The sequence below is a fragment of the Hymenobacter negativus genome, assembly GCF_016056375.1.
Taxonomy (GTDB): Bacteria; Bacteroidota; Bacteroidia; order Cytophagales; family Hymenobacteraceae; genus Hymenobacter; species Hymenobacter negativus_A.
In genome coordinates this window covers 78,624-100,071 of sequence record NZ_JAEDAE010000011.1, presented here as the reverse complement: position 1 = coordinate 100,071, position 21,448 = coordinate 78,624, and the positions used below count along the sequence as shown (strand labels likewise).

The 21,448-nt window shown below is 62.7% G+C and carries 19 protein-coding genes and 1 pseudogene; 12 read left to right on the top strand and 8 right to left on the bottom strand.

All coding sequences use genetic code 11. The features are described 5' to 3' along the window. Positions 1-78 precede the first annotated feature (78 nt). Positions 79-2,643 (top strand): T9SS type A sorting domain-containing protein, encoded by a 2,565-nt coding sequence (locus I7X13_RS19015; RefSeq protein WP_198076694.1) that lies wholly within the window; start codon positions 79-81, stop codon positions 2,641-2,643. A gap of 76 nt (positions 2,644-2,719) precedes the next feature. On the opposite strand, the gene I7X13_RS19010 is transcribed toward I7X13_RS19015, so the two are convergent. The 3 genes from I7X13_RS19010 to I7X13_RS19000 form a co-directional block, all read right to left on the bottom strand. Further along, positions 2,720-3,772: an NAD(P)-dependent alcohol dehydrogenase gene (locus tag I7X13_RS19010; RefSeq protein WP_198076693.1), complete on the bottom strand. Its 1,053-nt coding sequence runs from the start codon at positions 3,770-3,772 to the stop codon at positions 2,720-2,722. A 123-nt stretch (positions 3,773-3,895) separates the two neighbouring features. Beyond that, positions 3,896-4,594 (bottom strand): DUF1990 domain-containing protein, encoded by a 699-nt coding sequence (locus tag I7X13_RS19005; RefSeq protein ID WP_198076692.1) that lies wholly within the window; start codon positions 4,592-4,594, stop codon positions 3,896-3,898. After that, positions 4,587-5,165: a DUF1990 family protein gene (locus tag I7X13_RS19000; RefSeq protein WP_198076691.1), complete on the bottom strand. Its 579-nt coding sequence runs from the start codon at positions 5,163-5,165 to the stop codon at positions 4,587-4,589. The genes I7X13_RS19005 and I7X13_RS19000 overlap by 8 nt, the downstream gene beginning before the upstream one ends. A 132-nt stretch (positions 5,166-5,297) precedes the next feature. Between I7X13_RS19000 and nfi the strand changes: the two genes are divergently transcribed. Continuing rightward, positions 5,298-5,987 (top strand): deoxyribonuclease V, encoded by a 690-nt coding sequence (gene nfi / locus I7X13_RS18995; protein WP_198076690.1) that lies wholly within the window; start codon positions 5,298-5,300, stop codon positions 5,985-5,987. Between the two features lie 64 nt (positions 5,988-6,051). Here nfi and I7X13_RS18990 read toward each other — a convergent pair whose 3' ends face one another. Beyond that, a complete protein-coding gene (locus I7X13_RS18990; RefSeq protein WP_233454853.1) occupies positions 6,052-6,936 on the bottom strand; it encodes a glutamate--tRNA ligase family protein in 885 nt (294 codons plus the stop codon). An 11-nt stretch (positions 6,937-6,947) separates the two neighbouring features. Then, complete coding sequence (locus I7X13_RS18985) at positions 6,948-7,814, bottom strand: GNAT family N-acetyltransferase (RefSeq protein WP_198076688.1); 867 nt, start codon at positions 7,812-7,814, stop codon at positions 6,948-6,950. A gap of 185 nt (positions 7,815-7,999) precedes the next feature. On the opposite strand from I7X13_RS18985, the gene I7X13_RS18980 reads away from it, so the two are divergent. From I7X13_RS18980 to pgl, 10 genes and pseudogenes are all read left to right on the top strand, one after another. Beyond that, a complete protein-coding gene (locus tag I7X13_RS18980; protein WP_198076687.1) occupies positions 8,000-8,275 on the top strand; it encodes a hypothetical protein in 276 nt (91 codons plus the stop codon). Positions 8,276-8,290: 15 nt separating this feature from the next. Further along, positions 8,291-8,968, top strand: a pseudogene (locus I7X13_RS21800) (serine hydrolase domain-containing protein); the annotation flags it as partial. A gap of 81 nt (positions 8,969-9,049) precedes the next feature. Beyond that, positions 9,050-9,337, top strand: a complete 288-nt coding sequence (locus I7X13_RS21795; RefSeq protein ID WP_262895120.1) for a T9SS type A sorting domain-containing protein — start codon at positions 9,050-9,052, stop codon at positions 9,335-9,337. Between the two features lie 102 nt (positions 9,338-9,439). Continuing rightward, complete coding sequence (locus tag I7X13_RS18970; protein ID WP_198076685.1) at positions 9,440-10,906, top strand: complex I subunit 4 family protein; 1,467 nt, start codon at positions 9,440-9,442, stop codon at positions 10,904-10,906. A gap of 160 nt (positions 10,907-11,066) precedes the next feature. Then, on the top strand, positions 11,067-12,467 hold the full coding sequence (locus I7X13_RS18965) for an NADH-quinone oxidoreductase subunit N (protein WP_198076684.1): 1,401 nt from the start codon (positions 11,067-11,069) through the stop codon (positions 12,465-12,467). 488 nt (positions 12,468-12,955) lie between these two features. Continuing rightward, positions 12,956-13,762 carry a T9SS type A sorting domain-containing protein gene (locus I7X13_RS18960; protein WP_198076683.1) on the top strand — a complete coding sequence of 269 codons (807 nt, stop codon included), beginning with the start codon at positions 12,956-12,958 and terminating at the stop codon, positions 13,760-13,762. A 102-nt stretch (positions 13,763-13,864) separates the two neighbouring features. After that, positions 13,865-14,515, top strand: a complete 651-nt coding sequence (locus I7X13_RS18955) for a M15 family metallopeptidase (protein WP_198076682.1) — start codon at positions 13,865-13,867, stop codon at positions 14,513-14,515. A 282-nt stretch (positions 14,516-14,797) separates the two neighbouring features. Then, on the top strand, positions 14,798-16,300 hold the full coding sequence (gene gndA, locus I7X13_RS18950; RefSeq protein WP_233454852.1) for an NADP-dependent phosphogluconate dehydrogenase: 1,503 nt from the start codon (positions 14,798-14,800) through the stop codon (positions 16,298-16,300). Between the two features lie 154 nt (positions 16,301-16,454). Next, entirely contained in the window at positions 16,455-17,972 is a 1,518-nt protein-coding gene (gene zwf, locus I7X13_RS18945) for a glucose-6-phosphate dehydrogenase (protein WP_198076681.1), read from the top strand. A gap of 2 nt (positions 17,973-17,974) precedes the next feature. After that, positions 17,975-18,700 carry a 6-phosphogluconolactonase gene (gene pgl, locus I7X13_RS18940; protein WP_198076680.1) on the top strand — a complete coding sequence of 242 codons (726 nt, stop codon included), beginning with the start codon at positions 17,975-17,977 and terminating at the stop codon, positions 18,698-18,700. A gap of 223 nt (positions 18,701-18,923) precedes the next feature. On the opposite strand, the gene I7X13_RS18935 is transcribed toward pgl, so the two are convergent. The 3 genes from I7X13_RS18935 to I7X13_RS18925 all read right to left on the bottom strand — a co-directional run bounded on the left by I7X13_RS18935 (position 18,924) and on the right by I7X13_RS18925 (position 21,346). Next, positions 18,924-19,796, bottom strand: a complete 873-nt coding sequence (locus I7X13_RS18935) for an EamA family transporter (protein WP_198067212.1) — start codon at positions 19,794-19,796, stop codon at positions 18,924-18,926. Then, on the bottom strand, positions 19,796-20,545 hold the full coding sequence (rpiA, locus tag I7X13_RS18930; RefSeq protein ID WP_198067213.1) for a ribose-5-phosphate isomerase RpiA: 750 nt from the start codon (positions 20,543-20,545) through the stop codon (positions 19,796-19,798). Before rpiA ends, I7X13_RS18935 begins: the two co-directional genes overlap by 1 nt. 84 nt (positions 20,546-20,629) lie before the next feature. After that, a complete protein-coding gene (locus I7X13_RS18925; protein WP_198067214.1) occupies positions 20,630-21,346 on the bottom strand; it encodes a 3-ketoacyl-ACP reductase in 717 nt (238 codons plus the stop codon). Between the last annotated feature and the right edge of the window lie 102 nt (positions 21,347-21,448).

Here is a 21,448-nt window from a genome sequence, read left to right as displayed (position 1 = left end):
GCAGGCGTCGGCCACGCGTTTGGAAGGTAACTTTGCAGGGATTTGTGTTCGCATCCCTCTCGTTATCCATTTCAGTTTATGCGTCTTTTTTACGTGTTTGGTTTGGCCCTGGGGCTGGCCAGCGGGCCTGCCCTGACAACCTCCGCACAGCAGCTCGACCCCGGTTTCGCGCCCAGCACCATCACCAGCCCGGGGGGCGGGGTGCAGGCCATGGCGAAGCAAGCCGATGGCAAGGTCGTCGTCAGCGGCGATTTTCAGACCATGAACGGGCAGGCCGTGAGCCAAGTGGTGCGCCTGAATGTCGACGGCAGCCCGGACCTGGCTTTCCGGACCCAAACCGGCAGCGGCCCTAACCAGATTGTTTCGGCGGTGGCCGTGCAGGCCGATGGCAAGATTGTGCTGGGCGGCCAGTACGGGCTTTCGCACTACAACGGCGTGCCGGTGACAAACCCCGTGCGCCTCAACGCCGATGGCAGCCTCGATGCGTCGTTTGTGCCAGGCGGCACGGGCTGGACGGGCGAAGTCCGCAGCGTGGTCGTGCAGCCCGACGGCAAGATTCTGGTGGCCGGCAGCCTGTATTCCCGCTTCAACGGCCAGCCCACCCACGGCCTCATCCGCCTGCTGCCCAACGGCACGCTCGATACCTCGTTCAACACCGGCTCCGGGTTCGCTGGCACCTTCGGCGACCAGCTAATAGCGGAGCTGGCATTGCAGCCCGATGGCAAGATTGTGGCCGCCGGCAGCTTCGCCACGGTGGACGGCTACGCCCAGGCGGGGGTAGCCCGTCTGAACGCCAACGGCAGCTTCGACCCCTCGTTTACCTCGCCGCTGCCCGCGCAGGGCATTGTGCTGGGCCTGGCCCTGCAACCCGATGGCAAGGTGCTGGTGGGCGGGGCCCAGCTCGCCAGCAGTGGTACCGCCCAGCTCCTGCGGCGCTTGCTGCCCAACGGCACCCCCGACGCCACTTTCCTGGGCGGCCCCGACAGCGGCATCATCATCGACCTGAACCTGCGGGCCGATGGCAGCCTGCTGGTGGTCGGGTCCTTCGGCAGCTACAACGGCGTGCCCCGCAGCGGCCTAGCGCGGGTGTCGACCAACGGCACGCTGGACACTTCCTTCGCCAACTCCGCCACCGGTAGCTACAACACGCTGTTGAAAGCGACCGAGCTCAACAACGGCCAGTACCTGATTGGCGGCTACTTCGACCAGGTGGGCGGGCAGACCACGGGCGGCCTGGCGCGCCTCACCGTGGCGGGCCAGCCCGATGCCAGCTACAACCAGCCGCTGGGCTACCTGCCCAGTGTGCCCGCCACGCCCCTCACCAACGGCCAGCTGCTGCTGAGCCTGCCGTTGGCCCGCTTCAACGGGCAGCTGGTGGGCAACAGCGACTATCGCACGTTTCACCGGGTGAATGCCGACGGCACCTACAACGCCGCCGTGGCGCTGCCGGCGGGCACGCCCCGGCCCAACAGCAGCACGCCCTACGCCTACCGGGCCATTGCGCAGGCCGACGGCACCTTCTATGCCGCGTACCAGAGCAGCGACAGCACCGCCGTGCTGCGCCGCATCCTGACTACGGGCGCGTTCGACCCGGCCTTTGCCGCCACCGAGCTGCGCTGGAGCAAGCCATATCCGTATGATTTCGCGGGGGTGAGCATTGCCGTGCACCCGGCCGGCGGCTTGCTGGTCACCGGCACTTTCACCAAGGTGAACGGCCTGGCCCGTCCCTCCGTGGCACGCCTGCTGGCCAATGGCACGCCCAACACCCAGTTTGCCCCGCCTGCCACCGCCGCGTGGCAAGTGCCCAACCCGGGCATGGGCAGCACCGCCGGCTTCCGCGAAGCCGTGGGCCTGGCCAACGGCCAGACGCTGGTGCTCTGGAACGACGCCAACCGCAGCTACCTGGAACGCCTCAACGCCAACGGCAGCACCGACAACACGTTCTCGATTGGCACGGGCGGCGGGGCCACTGCGTCCTTCGGCATCCTGGGCCTGGCCAGCGGCAAAATCCTAGTTAATGGCGACTTCACCACCTTCAACGGGCAAGCCGCGCCCAACGGCCTGCTCCGGCTACTGGCCACGGGCGCGCCCGATGCCGGCTTTGTGGCCGCCCGCGCTTCCCGCTACACCGTGGAGCAGCCCGACGGCCGCCTGCTCATCGTGGCCCCGGGCACCAACCCGCAAAACGTGAACATCACCCGCCTGTTGGACAATGGCAGCCTGGATAGCAGCTTCCAGCCGGTGCCGGTGCTCAGCGGCACTCGCGCCCCGGCCGCGCCGATGCTCTACCTGCAACCCGGTACCCAGGCCATTGTGCTGAGCGGCGATTTCACCAGCGTGGCCGGGCAGCCGCGCTATGGGCTGGCCCGCCTCGTGAACGTGGCTCTGGCCACGCGCGGGGCCACAGCCGTGCCGCTGGCCGAGGCTTTCCCCAACCCGGCCCACGAGCAGCTCAGCCTGCGCCTGCCCGCCCCGCCCACCGGCCCCGTGCTGCTAGCCGACCTGCAGGGCCGCACGGTGCGCCGCTGGTCGCTGGCGCAGGCCTGCGGCACGGTGCCGCTGGCGGGCTTGGCCCCGGGTGTGTACCTGCTGGGTATTGCCACCGCCGCCGGCCAAAGCTGGCAGCGCGTCGTCATCGAATAACTCCCAATTAATACCAACAAAAAAGCCGGCCTTCCGCAAGGAAAGCCGGCTTTTTCAGTTGCAATGCGGGCAGCTGTTAGTTCTTCAGCGTGGCCAGGTCAATCACGAAGCGGTACTTCACGTCGCCTTTCAGCATGCGCTCATACGACTCGTTGATGTCCTTGATGTCGATGACTTCGATGTCGGACATGATGTTGTGTTCGGCGCAGAAGTCCAGCATTTCCTGGGTTTCGGCAATGCCGCCGATGAGCGAGCCCGCGATGCGGCGGCGCTTGCTGATGAGGTTGAAGGCGTGGATGTGCGGGGCCTCGGTGGGCACGCCCAGCAGAATCATGGTGCCGTCGCGGCGCAGCAGGTTCACGTAGGTGGCCAGGTCGAGCTGGGCCGATACAGTGTTGATTATGAAGTCGAAGTAGTTGCTTACCGACTTCATTTGGTCCTTGTCTTTGGTCACCACAAACTTGTGAGCACCCAGCTCTTTGGCATCGGCTTCCTTATTGGGCGAGGTGCTGAGCACGGTGACTTCGGCGCCCATGGCGGCGGCCAGCTTCACGGCCATGTGGCCCAAGCCGCCGAGGCCCATCACGCCCACACGGTGGCCGGGGCCCACCTTCCACTGGCGCAGGGGCGAGTAGGTGGTGATTCCGGCGCAGAGCAGCGGCGCCACGCGGGCCAAGTCCAGCTTTTCGGATACTTTGAGGGTGTACTTCTCGTCCACAACAATCTGGCTGGAGTAGCCGCCGTAGGTGGGCGCGCCGCTCCCGATTTCGCGGCTGTTGTAGGTGCCCACCATGCCGGTAGTTTCGCAGTACTGCTCCAGGCCCTCCTGGCAGCTGGGGCACGTGCGGCAGGAGTCCACCATGCAGCCCACGCCGGCCAAGTCGCCCACTTTGAAGTTCTTGACATGGTCGCCCACCTGCGTGATGCGGCCCACGATTTCGTGGCCCGGCACCATCGGGAAGATGGAGCCACCCCACTCATCGCGCACCTGGTGCAGGTCGGAGTGGCACACACCACAGAACTGAATATCAATCAGTACGTCGTGCGGGCCAACGTCGCGGCGCTCGAAGTTGAAAGGCTCTAAAGGAATGTTAACGGCCGGAGCGGCGTAGGCTTTCGTTGGAAGCATCTTGAGTAAATGTTGGGGTATTAAAATAGTAGGGTGCGGGGCCTGCCCCCGCCCGCCGTTCTCGCCGAAACAACGTCACCGTTCAACGACGGGCGGGGGCAAGCCCCGCACCCTACAAAATATTCAACCTGCCATTGCGGGTAAGGTTTGCGGCAGCTGCTGCCCAGTCAGCGCTTTGGCCACCAGTTCCTTCATGCGGCGCTGCGATTCGCGGGCGAATTTGCGCTGCAGAATTCGTCCAAACAACTTGAACCCCAGCCAGTAGAACGGATTGCGAATCTGACCGGGTTGCGACACAGCGTGGATGCGAAACTGCACCGCGCCAGTGGTCAGGTTTTTGTGAATAGTGAAGTCGATTTGCCCTTTCTCGAAGTGGCCTTCGAGGGTGCGGTAGCCGTAGCCCCACACCCGTTCGGGCCCGCCGGGCGTGGGGCGGGCCTCCTCGTCGGTTACCTCGCTCACGCGCACGCCGAAGTAAAAGTTGAACACCAGAAAGTGCGCCCGCAGCACCATGATGCGCTTTTCGAGCGGGGCGCTGGGGTCGAAATAGCCGGTGATGAGGTCGGGCGGCGGGAAGGCATAGCGGCGCAGCACATCCTGCGCGGCAGCAAAGGAGCCGGCCGCTTCGGGCGGGCCGGGCGCTTCGGCGGGCAGGTCGGTTTCGTAGTCGTCGAGGCGCCAGCCGGTGGCGCTGGTGTACTCGTTCTGGCGCGAGAAGTCGTAGTTGACTTTGGCGTTGGCGTAGGAATCGAGGCGGGCGCGGTACTGCTCCCAGGCGGGCGGTTTGGCCGCTGCCGGCACGGCGGCAACTTGGTTACTCATGGCGGGTGTGCTGAACGTGGCCGGCCTCGTCGTGCCGGAAAGTTTCGACTACTACGTCGTGCAGCGCCTCACCGCCACTGGCCGCCGCCACGCGCCGGCAAAACTCCGTCCAGGTAGCCTCCTGCAGCAGCTTGCCGCCGCCCAGCGTGTCGTAGGCAAAGGCCACCAGCCCATCGCGCGAGCGAGCCGAGGAGCGGATTTCGAACCGCAACACGTCCGGCGACTCGTCCAGGTAATGCGTTTCGAAGCGAATGCGGCCGGCCTCGGGGTGGCCTTCCAGGGTGATGAACTCGAAGGACGTGGCGCTAACTTCGGTAACGCGCACGCAACCGTCCCACGGCCCCAGAATGGTGATGCTGAACTCGTCGCCAACCTTTAGCGCACTGTCGTCGCCCTCCTTCTTCTTGAAATTGGCCAGCGCATCGGGCGAGAAGCGAGGTACGTCGGCCTGCACCTCAGCCATAAGCTGGGCTGGGGACTTACGGGCGCGCTGCACGTCAATAAAATAGCGGCGCTCCAGCAGTGGGCCGGAGCCGGTGGAGGCGGGTTGTTCGGAAGTGGAATCAGACATGGCCGACGAAGAAACGTATGCCCCTCATACGCCCCACGCCGCCGTAGGATGCTACTGCTGAGCTATCCAAAGCCTAAGCAGCCCGCATTTACGGCACCCAACCCTCAACACTAAGCTCATAACCCTTCGCAAATGGCCTACTACCGCCCGCCCGGCCCCCCACCCGACCCGGCCCTTGTCAAAAGCCTCACCGAGCAGCAACACGAAATGCGCCAACGCGTGCGTGCCGAACCGTTGGCCGGGGAGCCACGCCTGATTGCCGGCTGCGACTCCTCGTTTCCTACGCCCGACACCATTCTATCGGTGTTCGTGGTGCTGAAATTTCCTTCGCTGGAGCTGGTCGAAAAAGTGTACAACTACGGTCCCGTGGACATGCCTTACGTGCCCGGCTTCCTCTCTTTCCGCGAAGCGCCGAATGTGATTCACGCCTTCGCCAAGCTCGAAAACAAGCCCGACGTCATCATGGTCGACGGCCACGGCATTGCGCACCCGCGCCGCATGGGCATTGCCGCGCACCTGGGCGTGCTGCTCGATATGCCCACCTTCGGCGTAGCCAAGCAGAAGCTGACGGGCGTTTTTCAGGAGCCTGGCCCCGAGCGCGGTAGCATTTCGGAGCTAATCGATGCCAAATCCGGCGAGCTCATCGGCGAGGTTATTCGCAGCAAGGACAAGGTGCTGCCGTTGTTCGTGAGCCCCGGCCACCGCTGCGACCAGGCCACCGCCACGCGCCTCACCCTGGCCTGCCTGCGCGGCTACAAGCTGCCGGAACCCACGCGCCTGGCCGACCACTGGGCCGAGCAGTTCAAGAAGGAAGTGCGGTAGAGACGCAACAGTTTGCGCCTCGTCGTTGAACGACTTGCGACTGCAACGTCCGTCGTGTCATCGTTCAACGAGGAGACGCAAACTGTTGCGTCTCTACGCCTTTTTGCAGCATCTCTAACGATTCTGCAGCGCCGGATGGTAGCTCCAGCAACTCTGCTACTGCCTGAAACACGGCCTGCTTTCCCTGCTCCCGCGCCATAACACCCGCATCAGTCGGCAGCTGCTGTGACTTGGAGAGTTTCTGGCCGGCGGCATCAGTCAGCAGCGGGTGGTGGAAAAACTGCACCCGCTCCGCATTGAATACTGCCGTTTCGGAGAGCTGGCCGGCTAGCCAAAGCTGCGCGGCCGTGCTGGCCTGCAAGTCCAGTCCGCGCACAATAAGGTTGGTGCCGAGGCGCAAATCATCCACTACCGACGCGACCTGATACGCGGCCACGCCGTCTTTTTTCCGAATCACAAAGTCGGGCATCAGCGCGCCGAGCGGTACGCTGGTTTCGCCCTGCCAGGCATCGGGAAGAGCTATTTCGGTACCGGCCGGCACGTGCGCCCGCCAGGCCGCGCCCAGAGTTTCGAGGGCTACCGCAGCCTCGGTGCCGCCAGTGCGGGTGCGCTGGCTGGCCTGCACCAGGCCCGGCTGTTGGGCCAGGCGGCGCAACACGCGATTGTATTCGGGCAGGTGCAGCAGCTGCGAATGGTGCCGCAGAAAGTCATCGGGGCCGCTGGGGCCGTGGTCGTAGTCGATGCCCAACCAGTCGATGACGCGGAAAATGTTATCCAGATAAGCCGGGCGCAGGCGGGCGCGGTCGAGGTCGTCGATGCGCAGGTGCAGCGTGCCGCCCGCCCGCCGCGTGAGCAGCCAAGTGAGCACGAAGTTGACGGCATTGCCGAGGTGCAGGTAGCCGCTGGGCGTGGGCGCGAGGCGCGAAACCACGGTCGTGTTATCACTCAATAAACTGGGCATCAGTCCAACAACAATTCCATCTGCACATCGGCCCGGGCGTAGGGCGAGGGGTTGGGCTCGGCCAAATCCTGAAACCCGAGCTTGCGATACAGCGCCAGCGCCGGGGCCAGTTTGGCGTTGCTTTCCAGATACACGCGGCCACCACCCAAGTTGCGCACCCGCTCTATAGCAGCTTGGCCCAGCAGATACCCAATCTGCCGGCCCTGCGCGGCAGGCGACACGGCCATTTTGGCCAGTTCGTAGCTGCGGCCATCGGGCATCTTTATCAGGGCACAGGTGCCCACTACCTGTCCGCCTACCTCAGCCAGCAGAATGCAGCCCCCCGGCTCCAGAATGTATTCCTCGGGATGGTCAAGGGCTTTCAAATCGGCAGGCTCAAGCGTGAAATAGTGCGAAATCCATTCCTCATTAAGCTGCCGGAAAACGGGCTGGTCACCCGGCCGGAAGTCGCGCAGCATCACCGGCGCGACGGCTTGCGGTGCCCATAACGCTTGCTGCAGCACCACGCGGTAGCCGTCGGGGTCTTCGAAGGTGCGGCCGTGCGCGTCCCAGTACGGGTTATACGATGGCACCGGCGCAAAGCCAGCAGCCTCCATACGCTGCACGGCGGCTTGCCACTTCTGGGCATCGGGTAGGTAGAAAACGAGCAGGTTGTCGGCCGTGGGGGCGCGGCCGACGACGTGGTTAGGCTGGTGCGTGAACTCCAAGTGGTACGGAGCCTGCGGGTGGCCTAGCATAAGGCCATCGAAGCCATTGTGGGCCGTGAAGGAGCCTATTTGTAGCAAGCCCAGGCCGTCGCAGTAGAAACGGCGCAGGGCCGCCAGGTTGTCGGTGGGCCGAGCCACGCGCAGGATGGGAGTTGTCATAGGTATTGCGCGAAGTCGTAGCGTGAGCTCTGTAGTTCGCATCCCCGCGCCTTGACAACGCCTGTTGTTCGGGAACGCGCACCACAAAGTTAGCTTCGTTGCCCTGCGGGGCGCGCTACGACCTTAAACCTGGGACAGTCTAGCCAGTCAAGGTGAATATCCAACTGCTGAGGTTCTTTGTGCCGATGAGAAACGCCTTACTCCTAACGAGCCTGCTGATTCTTCCCCTGTTTCTGACAGCCAATCAGTCAAAAGCTCAAACCGCCAACCTGTACTTCCCGCCCGTCACGGGCAGCACCTGGGCCACCACCACGCCTGCCAGCCTGGGCTGGTGCCAGGCACAACTGGATTCGCTCATTGCATTTGCGGGCCGCAAAAGCAGCAAGTCGCTATTAATACTGAAAGATGGCCGCTTGGTGGTGGAGCATTACTACGGCACTTACACCGCCGATTCGGCCTAGTACTGGGCCTCGGCGGGCAAGTCGCTCACGGCTACGCTCGTGGGCCTGGCCCGGCAGGACGGCCTCCTGAGCCTGACCGACAGCACCTCCAAATACCTCGGCCGCTGGACCAGCGCCACCCGCCCGCAGCAGCGCCAGATTCAGCTGCTGCACCAACTCACCATGACCACCGGGCTCGACGACAGTCCGCCCACGCCCTGCGACAACGAAAGCTCCACGCCCGGTTGCCTGCTCTACCTCGCGCCGCCCGCTACGCGCTGGGCCTACCACACCGGGGCCTACCGCACCCTGCAAAATGTATTGGTGCAAGCCAGCGGCGTTGCCAACATGACTACCTACACCAGTCAGCGCCTGGGCACGCGCATTGGCATGACGGGCCTGTGGGCCAACGACGTATTCTACAGCAAAGCCCGCAGCATGGCCCGCTTCGGCCTGTTCATCCTGGCCCGGGGCATCTGGAATGGCACCCCAATCCTGACCGACACGGCCTACTTCCGCCGCATGACCACGCCCAGCCAGACGCTGAACCGCAGCTACGGCTACCTCTGGTGGCTCAACGGCCAGCCCAGCTACAAGCTGCCCGGCTCCCAAATCACGCTGCCCGGCCCGCTCATCCCCTCCGCCCCCGCCGACCTCATTGCCGCCCTCGGCAAAAACGACCAGAAGATTTACGTGGTGCCCAGCCTGGGCCTCGTGGTGGTGCGCCAGGGCAACACCGCCGGAGCCAGTCGCCTGGCCGCATCGTCCTTCGACACCGAGCTGTGGACGAAAATCATGGCCGCCGTGTCCTGCCGCCCCACGGCCACGGCGGCTGCCGCCGAAGCTGCCGGTTTCCTCGTCTTCCCTAATCCCGCCACCGAAACTCTCACCCTGCGCCAGCCGGCCTGGTCCGCTACTGCCGTGCGCCTACTCGATGCCCTGGGCCGCGAAGTGTTGCGCCAGCCCACGGCCGGAGCCGAGACGTCGGTTTCCGTCGCGGCGCTAGCTCCGGGGCTCTACGCGGCGCAGTGGCTCGATGCCAGCGGGCGCGTGCTGATGAGCCGCAAAGTGGCCCGACAGTAGAAGTTGCACAAAAACGGTGGTGCCTTCCTAGTCCGTGCGTAAGTTTGCGGTCAATTTGCGGGTGGGTTCCCCCACCCTGCAACGCGCCCAACCCGCCTGCTGATGCTGACTGCTGTACTGCTTTTTCTCCCTTTAGCCGCCGCCCTGCTGCTGCTCGTCGTGAAGGGAGCCGCCGCCCGCGCCCTCGCCTTCGGGGCCTCGCTCCTCGAATTCGCCATCGCCGCCTACGCCGCGTTCGACTTCACCCGCCACGGCTCGGCCAGTTTCAACCTCAATTACAACTGGATTCCTTCCGCCGGCATCAACTTCCACATCGGTCTCGATGGCCTGAGTTTGTTGATGGTGCTGCTCACCACGTTCCTGGTGCCGCTCATTTTGTTGAGTGCCTTCAAGCGCGACTACGACAACCCGTCCACGTTCTACGCCCTCGTGCTGTTCATGCAAACGGGCCTGCTCGGCGTTTTCGTCTCGCTCGATGCCTTCCTGTTCTACTTCTTCTGGGAAGTCGCTCTCATTCCGATTTACCTGCTGGCCGGGGCCTGGGGCGGCGAGCGCCGCATTGCCGTCACCCTTAAATTCTTCCTCTACACCGTGGTCGGCTCGCTGCTGATGCTGGCCGGCTTCGTGTACCTCTATCTGCAAACCGGCCCCGCCGCCGGCTCGCTGGCCCAGCACTCCTCGGAGCTCACCGCTTTCTATAACCTGAAGCTCAGCGCCTCGGAGCAGTCGTGGCTGTTCTGGCTGATTTTCGCGGCCTTCGCCGTGAAGATGCCCATCTTCCCCTTCCATACCTGGCAGCCCGACACCTACACCGAAGCCCCCGCCCCCGCCACCATGCTGCTCTCGGGCATCATGCTGAAAATGGGCATCTACGGCACCATGCGTTGGCTGCTTCCGGTCGTGCCGCTCGGCGTGAGCCAGTGGCAGAAGCCGGTTATCATCCTCTCCGTCATCGGCATCATCTACGGGGCTATCATCGCCATTCGCCAGCGCGATGTGAAGCGCCTCATCGCCTACTCTTCGCTCAGCCACGTGGGCCTGATGGCGGCCGGCGTGTTCTCGCTCACCCAAATCGGCCTGCAAGGCGCGGTGGTCCAGATGCTGGCCCACGGCGTGAACGTGGTCGGCATGTTCTTCATCGCCGACGCCATCGAGCGCCGCACCGGCACCCGCTTCATCCCCGACCTCGGCGGCCTCACGCGCCGCACGCCCGTCCTCTCGGTTTGCTTCCTCATCATGCTGCTGAGCACGGTGGCGCTGCCGCTCACGGGCGGTTTCGTGGGCGAATTTCTGCTGCTGGCCGGCGTGTACCAGTACAATGCCTGGGTAGGTGCCGTAGCCGGCCTCACCATCATTTTCTCGGCCGTGTACCTGCTGCGCATGTTCCAGCGCGTGATGCTCGGCCCCGATTCGTCCTTCTCCGAAACCATCACCGACCTCACCGGCGGCGAGCTACTGGTGCTGGTGCCGCTCATCGCGCTGGTGTTCTGGATTGGCTTGTTTCCGAATACGTTCCTGCACATCTCGGAGCCGGCCGTTACCAATCTGCTGACGCTGGTTGGCCGATAGTTTTTTTGTGGGGTGACGGATTTGTCATCCTGAGCGTAGCGAAGGACCTTATCACGCTCGCATAGATTTGAAGTAGTAATCCAACGAAGCGACCGTGATAAGGTCCTTCGCAAGCTCAGGATGACAGTTCGTAGCTGTTGTTCCGACTCCCAGAAAGCCCATGACCTCCATCATTCTCCTCTCCGTCTTCGGCATCCTCAACCTGTTTCTGGGCTTTCTGCGCTCGAACAAGGTGCTGCTGCCCGGCGCCATGCTGTTGCTGCTGGCCGTGTTCGGGGCCAACTTCGCCGACTGGAACGTGGCGCACGCGCCCTACTTCAACCACATGCTGGTGGTGGACAACTACACGGTGGCCTTCACGGGCATTGTGCTGCTGACTACCATTCTGCTGCTGCCCTTCTCGCGCAGCTACGTGACCTCGGGCGAGCCCAACCTAGCCGAATACTACGCGCTGCTCCTTTTCTCGCTGGTAGGGGCCATCATGATGATTGGCTACGACCATCTCCTTATGCTGTTTGTGGGCATTGAAATCCTGAGCATCAGCATGTACGTGCTGGCCGGCAGCAGCAAGCGCGACTCGCGCAGCAACGAGGCGGCCCTGAAATACTTCCTGATGGGCGCGTTTGCCACGGGCATTCTGCTGTTTGGCATTGCGCTGCTGTACGGCGCTACGGGCACCTTCGCCCTCTCGCAGCTGGGCGCAGCCGTGGCCAGCCCCGCCAACGCCAGCCTGCAGCCGATGCTCTACATCGGCATTCTGATGATGATTATCGGCATCGGCTTCAAGGTCTCGGCCGCGCCGTTCCACTTCTGGACGCCCGACGTGTACGAAGGCACGCCCACCTTCTTCACCGCCTTCATGAGCACGGTGGTGAAGACGGCCGGTTTTGCCGCTTTCCTCAAGCTGCTGGCGGTGGCGCTGCCCGCCGCCCAGGGTTTCTGGATGCCCACCATTCAGGCCATGTGCGCCCTTACGCTGCTGCTCGGCAACGTGGGCGCGGCGGCTCAAACCAACACCAAGCGCATGCTGGCCTACTCCAGCGTAAGCCACGCCGGCTATCTGCTCATTGGCCTCGTGGCCAGCAAGGGCATCCTCACGGGCGATGCTGCCAGCGGCATTTTCTTCTACTCGCTGGCCTATTCTATTGCTACGGTGGCCGCTTTCGGTGTGCTGAAACTGGTGGCTGAGCACCGCCAGGAAGACCGGTATTCCGGCCTCAACGGCTTGGGCAAGACCAACCCGCTGCTGGCTTTCAGCATGACGGTGGCGATGCTTTCGCTGGCCGGCATTCCGCTCACGGGGGGCTTCTTTGGCAAGTTTTTCTTGCTCGCGGCGGCCGTGGGCCAGGGCTACATCGGCCTCGTGGTGTTCGCGGTTATCATGAGCATGGTGGGCCTGTATTACTATTTGCGGCCAATTATCGCCATGTACATGCAGCCCGCTCCCGAGGGTGCCACACCCGTGCCGGTAGACGGCATCCAGACGGTGACGCTGGTGGTGCTGGCGCTGCTGAGCATTGCGCTGGGCGTGGTGCCGGGCTTTATGAGCGGCATTTTGTAAGCGAAACTTCGGATTGATTTGACGGAGAAAGCGGCCTGCGGGTCGCTTTTTTTGTGCCCGGCGGCGCGGAGGTTGGCCCACTGCCTCGAAACCATGGCCCATTGCCTCGCGGTGCAGGCCAGACAAACCACAACAGCGGGATAGCGCAAGGCATTGCATTTCTGAATACCCGCACCTTGGGCACACATTAATCTCATTCATACCTTCCATATGAAAAAGAAACGTTTACGCCCATTCTCCGCTGCCGCTTCAATAAAGTGGTGCCACTGGCCCGCTTCGTATAGGCCAGTTACCAACGCGATAAGGCTGACTTTGTGGGCCTGCTGCCCGACGACTACACGGCAGCTTTCGACACGGATTTTACTAAGAAGCTGGGCGCGGTGGAGAAGCTGGTGCGGCGGGAACAAAAGGGGGACGAGGCGGTGGGGAAATAGGCAGCGGCGTAGCTTTGCGGCCATTAACCCGTCTTTTTTCACTTATTTCTTTCCATGAAATTCTTTTTTTACGCGCTTTCCCTCACGGCCCTGCTGGGCGGCTCGGCGGCCCACGCCCAGATTACCCCCGAAAAGGTATATACGGGCGAGGGCGAGATGATTCGGCTCAGTACTGGTGATTACAAGTACCAAATGACGGTACGTAATTCGGCCGCGGTCATCACCCGGGTGATGGTGTACAACCTGAACCACTCCGTCTACAAGCAGTTGAACGTGCCCGTCATTGGCACGACCCACGAGGCGCAGGGTGTGCAGTACGTGTCGGATGCCCTGTTCGACACCAACCCGGCCACGCTGGAATACCTGGTTGACTACGGCACCACCCAGCAGGGCCTGATGCGCAAGTCGATTATTCTCTCGGAAACGGGCAGCCAGCTGGCCGTATTCGACTCGACCAACTACTACATGACGGTGTATAACACGCCGGCCGGCACCAAGCTGGTGTCGAACATTCAGGTATACAACAGCGCTACCAACAGCATTACGCGCCAGTATAGCCGCGTGTATGGCCTGCCGGGCCGGCTGGCGCTGCGCGCCGCCACGCCGGTGCTGCCCGATGCCGCCGGTGCCTACCCCAACCCTGCGCAAAGCACGGTAGCCCTGCCCTACGTGGTGCCCGCCAACACCACCGGCACCCTGCAAGTGTTTGACGCGAGCGGCCGGCTGGCGGCCTCCTACCAGGTAGATGGGCACGTAGACCACCTGGCGCTCAGCACGCGGGACCTGCGGCCGGGCGTGTACGTGTACCGGGTGGCCACCACGGCCGGTACCACGGCCGGGCGGCGGTTCGCGATTGAGTAAGCCGGCGTGGCCCGCTGGTGCGTCGGCGGGACGGATACAGAAAAAGCAGCCCATTGGGCTGCTTTTTCTGTTTATTTGGCTTTCCGCTAGTCAGTTTTCGTTATGATTCGTGTCCTGCGTCACCTTTGGCTGGTCTGGGCCCTCAGCATCTTTAGCAGCTGCGCGGCCCGGCCGCCGCACGAAGCCGGCCCGTTCCGCCCCGGCGAGCTGGTGGAACTGACCCGGCTCGACCCGACCATCCGGCTGGATATTCGCTACGCTACCAGCCACAATTTCATGGGCCGGGTGCTTTATCCGCAGGCGCGGGCGTTTTTGCAGCGCCCCGCCGCCGAGGCGTTGGCGCAGGTAAATGCCGAGTTAAAACCGTTGGGCTATTGCCTGCTGGTGTTCGATGGCTACCGGCCCTGGCGCATCACCAAACAGATGTGGGACCACACGCCGGCCGATAAAAAGGAGTTTGTGGCCGACCCGCGCAAAGGCTCCCGTCACAACCGTGGCTGCGCCGTCGACCTCAGCCTGTGGGACATCACGGCCAACCAAGAAGTGGCCATGCCCGGCGAGTATGATGAAATGAGCCCTCGCTCCTACGCGGCTTACGCCGGCGGCACCCCCGAGCAACGCTCCCACCGCGACCTGCTTCGTAGTGTGATGGAGCGCAATGGCTTCACGGTGTTGCCTGCTGAGTGGTGGCATTTTGATTATCAGAACTGGAAATCTTATCCAATTGAGGATATTCCGTTTGAGAAGCTGTAGCAGGTTAAGGGCAAGGGCAACCGTCTGATTGGTCATCTTGCTGGCGCGCGTCTGCGACGTGCTGCCGACTGGGCTCGCGCTTACGGCTCGGGGATTGAAGGCATTTGCAGCCGTAATTACGGCCCGAGCCATAGGCTCGCAGCCAGCGGCACGCGTCGCAGACGCGCGCCAGCGACTATCGTAACAGTTAATGCCCCGCTAAAACTTTCGCGCCGGTTTCGCCTTTTTCTGGCGTAACTCGTTTCCCTGACCTGAACCCTGCTTCTTAACCCCTCTTTTCTGATGAGCGCAACTCCCGCTTCCAAGCCTTCTTTTGGCATGATTGGCCTCGGTACCATGGGCCGCAACCTGCTGCTGAACCTGGCCGACCACGGTTTTCCGGTGGCCGGCTACGACAAGGACGCCACCAAAATCGACCTGCTGGCCAAGGAAGGCGCGGGCAAGCCGGTGGAAGGCTTCAATGACCTCGCCACCTTCATCAACGGCCTGCAAACGCCGCGCGCGGTAATGATGCTGGTGCCCGCCGGCCCCATCGTAGATAGCGTGATTGCCGAGCTGCAGCCCCTGCTCGCTCCCGGAGACATCATCATCGACGGCGGCAACTCCCACTTCACCGACACCGAGCGCCGGGCCAAGGCGGTGGGAGCGGCCGGCTTCCACTTCTTCGGCATGGGCGTGAGCGGCGGCGAGGAAGGGGCCCGTTTCGGCCCGAGCATGATGCCCGGCGGTGACAAAGCGGCCTACGCCGTGATGCAGCCCATGTTTGAGGCCATCGCAGCGCAGGTGGACGGGCAGCCGTGCGTGACGTATATCGGCCCCGGCGCGGCCGGTCACTTCGTGAAGATGGTGCACAACGGCATCGAGTACGGCCTCATGCAGCTCATTGCCGAAACCTACGCCGTGCTGAAAACTAGCCTAGGGATGGACAACGCGGCCATCGGGCAGGTGTTTACTAAATGGAATGAGGGGCGCTTGCAGTCGTTCCTGCTGGATATTACGAAGGATATTTTCGGTTTCATCGCTCCGAATACCGACCACCTGCTGCTCGACGACATCAAGGACGAGGCCCGGGCGAAGGGCACCGGCAAGTGGACCTCGCAGGTAGCCATGGATTTGGAAACGCCGCTGCCTACCGTGGACACGGCCGTGGCCATGCGCGATTTATCGAAGTACAAGTCCCTGCGCGAGCAGCTGGCAGGGCTGTATGGACCGGTGGCCGGCCCGCTGCCGGTGGAGCGCGAAGCCTTCCTGGCGCAGTTGGAGCAGGCGTTCTACTTCAGCATGGTCATCACCTATGCCCAGGGCATGCAGCTGCTTTCGAAGGCGTCGAAAGACTACTCCTACGACCTGAACCTGGCTAATATTGCCAAAATCTGGCGCGGTGGATGCATCATCCGCTCGGGCTTTCTGAATGACATTTTCAACGCCTACCAGCACACACCCGACCTGGCCCACCTGCTGCTCGATGGCCAGGTGCAGCAACTAGTGAGCGAAGCCGTGCCCGGCAGCCGCGTCGTGGTGGCGGCCGCTGCCACCGCTGGCCTGGCCCTGCCCGGCTACATGGCTTCGCTGAGCTACTTCGATACGTTCCGCACGGCGCGAATGCCTTCCAACCTCATCCAGGCCCAGCGCGACTACTTCGGCGCGCACACTTACGAGCTGATTGGCAAGGAAGGCGTGTTCCACACGCAATGGACGCCGGAGCATGAGGACGCTGCCAATAAAAAAGACACGAAGGTGGAAGAGCATGGCCCGGAGAAAGAGCCAGTGAAGCCTAACAACTAGGTTTTTGCCTGTCATCCTGAGCGCAGCGAAGGACCATATCATGGCTGAAGAGCTTGCAGTAATCAATGCGAGCGTGATAAGGTCCTTCGCTGCGCTCAGGATGACAGACTTTCCTTTTCCCCTCTCATCTCCCCTAATACCCGCTCCCTCGGCAATGAATAACAACACTAATATCAAGCCCACGGTCTTCGTCATTTTCGGCGGCACGGGCGATTTGAACGCCCGCAAGCTGTCGCCGGCGCTCTACAACCTGTTTCTCGATGGCTGGCTGCCCGAGCAGTTTGCCATCATTGGCACGGGCCGCACCAAGCTCACCGACGAAGAATTTCGCACCAACCTGCTGGCCGACCTCAACCAGTTTTCGCGCAGCGGCAAGGCCAAGAAAGAGGCCTGGGAGAAATTTGCGCCGCACATTTTCTACCAGGTTTCCGACGTAAAAACGCCGGCGGCCTACGAGGAATTTGGCCAGCGCATCGCCGCTTTGGAGAAGGAATGGAATGCGCCGGCCAACGTGATTTACTATCTGGCCGTGGCTCCCGAGTTCTTCCCCATCATTGCCACGGGCATTGCCCAGAGCCACGCCGACGACGACCCCACGCGGGTGCGCATCGTAATTGAGAAGCCGTTTGGGCACGATTTGGAGTCGGCCCGGGCCTTGAACAAGCTGCTGGCCGAACACTTCGAGGAGCGTCAGATTTACCGCATCGACCACTACCTGGGCAAAGAAACGGTGCAGAACATCATGGCCTTCCGCTTCGCTAACGCCATCATGGAACCGCTCTGGAACCGCAACAGCATCGAGCACGTCCAAATTTCGGTGACCGAGCAGTTGGGCGTGGGCGAGCGCACCGGCTACTACGACGGCTCGGGCGCGCTACGCGACATGATTCAGAACCACTTGCTCCAGCTGCTGTGCTTGGTGGCCATGGAGCCGCCCGTGAATTTCACGGCCGACGAAGTGCGCAACCGCAAGGTGGACGTGTTGCGCGCCATGCGCCGCTTCACGCCCGAGGAAGTGCGCGAGTCCGCCGTGCGCGGCCAGTACGGCGCGGGCTGGATTGAGGGCAAGGAAGTGCCGGGTTACCGCGAGGAAAAGGACGGTAACCCCACGTCCAACACCGAAACCTTCGCGGCCGTTAAGTTTTTTGTGGACAATTGGCGCTGGCAGGGCGTACCGTTCTACGTGCGCACTGGCAAGCGGCTGCACCGCTCGGCGTCCATCATCAGCATTCAGTTTAAGGATGTGCCGCACGTCATCTTCCCACCCGAGACGGGCGAGAGCTGGCAGCAAAATCGCCTCGTTATCAGCATTCAGCCCGAAATGAGCATCCGCCTGCAAGTGCAGGCCAAGCGCCCCGGCCTCGACATGATGCTGAACACCGTGGACATGGTGTTCGACTACCAGGGCACGTATTCGGCCGAAGCGCCCGAAGCCTACGAAACGCTGCTGCTCGATACCATGCTCGGCGACCAGACCCTGTTTATGCGCGGCGACCAGGTGGAGGAAGCCTGGGATTTGGTGATGCCCATCCTGAACGCCTGGCAAGGCCGCGCCAGCCTGAATTTCCCCAACTACTCGGCCGATTCGTGGGGCCCGGAAGTGGCCGAGGCGCTTATTGCCCGCGACGGCTTCCACTGGTTCACGCTGCCCCTCAACGGCAAAAAGAAATAGCCATGCCCCAGCACGTTTTCGCTTCCGTGGAGGAGGTTTTGCACCGCCTGGCCGACTTTTTTGTGGAGAAAGCCACGCAGGCCGTGGCGGCACGGGGCCGGTTTTCGGTGGCGCTATCGGGCGGCAGCTCACCTAAGAAATTGTACGAGCTGTTGGCCTCGCCCGCCTACCGCGAGCGGGTGCCGTGGGCCCAGACGTATTTCTTTTTCGGCGATGAGCGCAACGTGCCGCCCACCGACGCGCAGAGCAACTACCTCATGGCCAAAACGGCCCTGCTGGCCCCGCTGAACATCGCCGACAGCCATGTTTTTGCCGTGAATACCCTGCTGCCGCCCGCAGAGGCAGCCCATGCTTATACCCAAACCATCAACAGCTTTTTCGGGGGTAAAACCGCGCAGTTTGACCTGATACTGCTGGGGCTGGGCGACAATTCCCACACAGCTTCGCTGTTCCCGCACACGCCTGTGCTGCATGCCACCACGGCCGATGTGAAGGCCGTTTTCGTTGCCGAAGTCGATGCTTACCGCATTACGCTTACGGCCCCGCTCATCAATCAGGCCCGCGCCGTGGCCTTTCTGGTTTTCGGGGCCGATAAGGCGGCAGCCGTGCGGCGGGTGCTGCTGGGCGAGCGGAATATTGAGGAATACCCCGCTCAGCTCATCGCACCGGCCGCCGGCGCGGCGGACTGGTTTATTGATGAATCAGCGGCAAAAGAGTTGGAACGGTAATCAGTAGCACGCACTTCGTAATCCAAGCTACGGAGCAGCCGCGTGGCGGCGACCGGCGTGTAGAATCTTGGTTTGCAAGGGAAAAAGCCGCATAGCGGTGGCAGAACACCGGAAGGTCTGTCGCTGCTACGCGGTTTTACCGGGTAACCCAGCTAACTGCTACAAACCTATCGCCGCTACGCAGCTACTCCACAATTTGAACTGTAAAGTCCGCGCTACGCCACTACTCGCCTCCAACAGCCGGCGCAGCATCGCGGGCGGTGAGTGTGGCTCCCACGCTGGCTATCACAATGAAGCCCACAGCCAGCCACTGACCGAAAAGCAGCCGCTCGCCCAGCAGCAGCCAGCCGGATATAGCCGCTGCCACGGGCTCCAGGCTCATCAGAATGCTAAACGTGCGCGTGGGCAAGGAGCGCAAGGCCTGCATTTCCAGCGAAAATGGCAGCACACTAGAAAACAGCGCCAGCAGCCCGCCCAGCAGCAACAGGTGCGGCGTAAGGCCCAGCAAGCTGCCACTGGCCACGCCAAACGGCAGCACCGGCAACGCCGCAAACAGCATCCCAATGGCCACGGCCTGCTGCCCCGGCAGCACGGCCGCCGTGCGCTGGCCCAGCACAATATACACGACCCAGCACGCACCGGCCGCCAGCGCAAAGGCCAGGCCCAGTAAGTCAATCCCCTGCCCGTGCCACGGCGCAATCAGGCCGATGCCGGCGGCCGCCAGCAGGGCCCACACGGCATCACCCCAGCGGCGTGAGCCCGCCAGCGCCAGGCCCAGCGGCCCCACGAATTCCAGCGTAACGGCTAACCCGAGCGGAATGCGCGCCAGGGAACAGTAGAAGAGAAAGTTCATGAGACCCAGCGCCAGGCCGTAGGGGACCACCGCCCGCCACTGCGCTGAACTCAACTGCCCCAGCTTCGGACGCACTACCAGCATAAGAACCAGCGCCGACAGCCCAATGCGAAGGCTGGCAGTTCCGGCCGCACCCACCAGCGGAAATAGCCCTTTGGCAATAGCAGCGCCGCCCTGCACGCTCACGATGGAGAGCAGCACGGCCGGCACCGCCGGGAGCGTAAACCTTCCCGAATCAGCCATTACGGAAGGGTCGAAAAGGCCGCCGCCGGCACCGCCGCCTGGCCCGGACGCAGTACCTGTGCCGCACCGTTCTGCACGATAATGGCTGCGCGTGCCAAGCCCAGGAATAAGCCGTGCTCTACCAGGCCGGGAATGGTTTTCAGCTCCCGGGCCAGTTCATCTGGATTTTCAATTTTCTCGAAATGACAGTCCAGCAGCAGGTTACCCTGGTCGGACTGGGCCAACTCCGCAGAATTTAGCTTATCCACGCGCACCACGGGCGCGCCGCCAAAGGCCTCCACCGCATCCATCACCCAGGGCAGGGCGAAGGGCACCACTTCCAGCGGCAGCGGGAAACGGCCGAGCTGAGCCACAGCTTTCGAGGAATCGGCCACGATGAGCAGGTAATCGGAAGCGGTGGCAATGACTTTTTCGCGCAACAAGGCCCCTCCCCCGCCTTTGATGAGCTGCAGCTGTGGGTCGAGCTCGTCGGCCCCGTCCACGGTCAGGTCGAAGCGCAGGCCGCGCCGGGGCTCCAGCATGGGGATTCCCACGCGGCGCGCCAGCTCGTCGCTGGCCCGCGACGTGGCGGTGGCCTGGATGCGCAAGCCCTCCTCACGCACCCGCTGGCCGAGTAGCTCAATGAATGGCGCGGCCGTGCTGCCAGTGCCCAGCCCCACCACCATACCATCGCGCACCCAGCCGGCGGCGGTAGCGGCAACGAGTTGTTTTTCCTGGGCAAGCTGCAACTGAATTTCGGGGTTTAACATGAAGTTCGGAGCGTTTGATTAAAACCAGAAGCGCCCCCACAGCCTGGCTGCGGGGGCGCTTCGCCAACTATCTAAAGCCCGAAATTACGGGTTTGTCGACCACATGCCTGCCTCCTTAATAAAAATGCGGCGGTTCAGTTTCAGCTGCGACACCATGAACTCGGCCAAATCTTCGGGCTGCATCACCTTCTCGGGATTTCCGTCGGTGAGCTTGTTTTCGAGGGCCAGCGGCGTGGCTACGGTGCTGGGCGTGAGCGCCGACACGCGGATATTGTGCTTGCGCACTTCCTGCATCAAGGCCTCCGTGAGGCCCAACACGGCAAACTTGGAGGCGCTGTAGGCACTGCTACCAGCCGCGGCCCGCTGCCCCGAAGTCGACGAAATATTGATGATGTCGCCGGTTTGGCGCGCAATCATCACCGGCAGCACGGCGCGGGTCACGTAGTAGGTGCCCAGCACGTTCACCTGAATGATGTGCTCCCACTGCTCGGGCTCCATCTCCAGAAACTTAGCGAAAGTGCCGATGCCGGCATTGTTAATGAGAATATCAATCGGGCCCAACTCCTGGTGGATTTTGGCCACGGCAATGTTCACGGCGGTGCGGTCGGCCACATCGGCCACGGCCGTAACCACAGTACCGCCAGCGGCAATAATCTCTGCCGCTACGGCTTGCAGGTCGCTTTCGGTACGGGCCAACAGGCCCACGTGCACGCCTTCGGCGGCCAGCGCCAGCGCTACCGAACGGCCAATGCCTTTGCCCGCGCCAGTGACGAGGGCGACTTTTCCTTGCAGGGATTCCATATGTATAGAAACGTTGGTTGAGGAGGTGCTACAACCGGGAAAGGGGGCAGAAGGTTGGAAAAAACGATGTAGAGACGATAATTGCGTCTCGGCGTTGTAACG

Bases quoted from the DNA above. Each gene is read 5' to 3' on its own strand.
- I7X13_RS19010 (WP_198076693.1), bottom strand. From the start codon at position 3,772: ATGCTTCCAACGAAAGCCTACGCCGCTCCGGCCGTTAACATTCCTTTA.
- I7X13_RS19005 (WP_198076692.1), bottom strand. From the start codon at position 4,594: ATGAGTAACCAAGTTGCCGCCGTGCCGGCAGCGGCCAAACCGCCCGCC.
- pgl (WP_198076680.1), top strand. From the start codon at position 17,975: ATGCCCCAGCACGTTTTCGCTTCCGTGGAGGAGGTTTTGCACCGCCTG.
- I7X13_RS21795 (WP_262895120.1), top strand. From the start codon at position 9,050: ATGGCCGCCGTGTCCTGCCGCCCCACGGCCACGGCGGCTGCCGCCGAA.
- zwf (WP_198076681.1), top strand. From the start codon at position 16,455: ATGAATAACAACACTAATATCAAGCCCACGGTCTTCGTCATTTTCGGC.
- I7X13_RS18955 (WP_198076682.1), top strand. From the start codon at position 13,865: ATGATTCGTGTCCTGCGTCACCTTTGGCTGGTCTGGGCCCTCAGCATC.
- I7X13_RS18970 (WP_198076685.1), top strand. From the start codon at position 9,440: ATGCTGACTGCTGTACTGCTTTTTCTCCCTTTAGCCGCCGCCCTGCTG.
- gndA (WP_233454852.1), top strand. From the start codon at position 14,798: ATGAGCGCAACTCCCGCTTCCAAGCCTTCTTTTGGCATGATTGGCCTC.
- rpiA (WP_198067213.1), bottom strand. From the start codon at position 20,545: ATGTTAAACCCCGAAATTCAGTTGCAGCTTGCCCAGGAAAAACAACTC.
- I7X13_RS18935 (WP_198067212.1), bottom strand. From the start codon at position 19,796: ATGGCTGATTCGGGAAGGTTTACGCTCCCGGCGGTGCCGGCCGTGCTG.
- I7X13_RS19015 (WP_198076694.1), top strand. From the start codon at position 79: ATGCGTCTTTTTTACGTGTTTGGTTTGGCCCTGGGGCTGGCCAGCGGG.
- I7X13_RS18965 (WP_198076684.1), top strand. From the start codon at position 11,067: ATGACCTCCATCATTCTCCTCTCCGTCTTCGGCATCCTCAACCTGTTT.
- I7X13_RS18925 (WP_198067214.1), bottom strand. From the start codon at position 21,346: ATGGAATCCCTGCAAGGAAAAGTCGCCCTCGTCACTGGCGCGGGCAAA.
- I7X13_RS18980 (WP_198076687.1), top strand. From the start codon at position 8,000: ATGAGAAACGCCTTACTCCTAACGAGCCTGCTGATTCTTCCCCTGTTT.
- I7X13_RS19000 (WP_198076691.1), bottom strand. From the start codon at position 5,165: ATGTCTGATTCCACTTCCGAACAACCCGCCTCCACCGGCTCCGGCCCA.
- I7X13_RS18960 (WP_198076683.1), top strand. From the start codon at position 12,956: ATGAAATTCTTTTTTTACGCGCTTTCCCTCACGGCCCTGCTGGGCGGC.
- I7X13_RS18985 (WP_198076688.1), bottom strand. From the start codon at position 7,814: ATGACAACTCCCATCCTGCGCGTGGCTCGGCCCACCGACAACCTGGCG.
- nfi (WP_198076690.1), top strand. From the start codon at position 5,298: ATGGCCTACTACCGCCCGCCCGGCCCCCCACCCGACCCGGCCCTTGTC.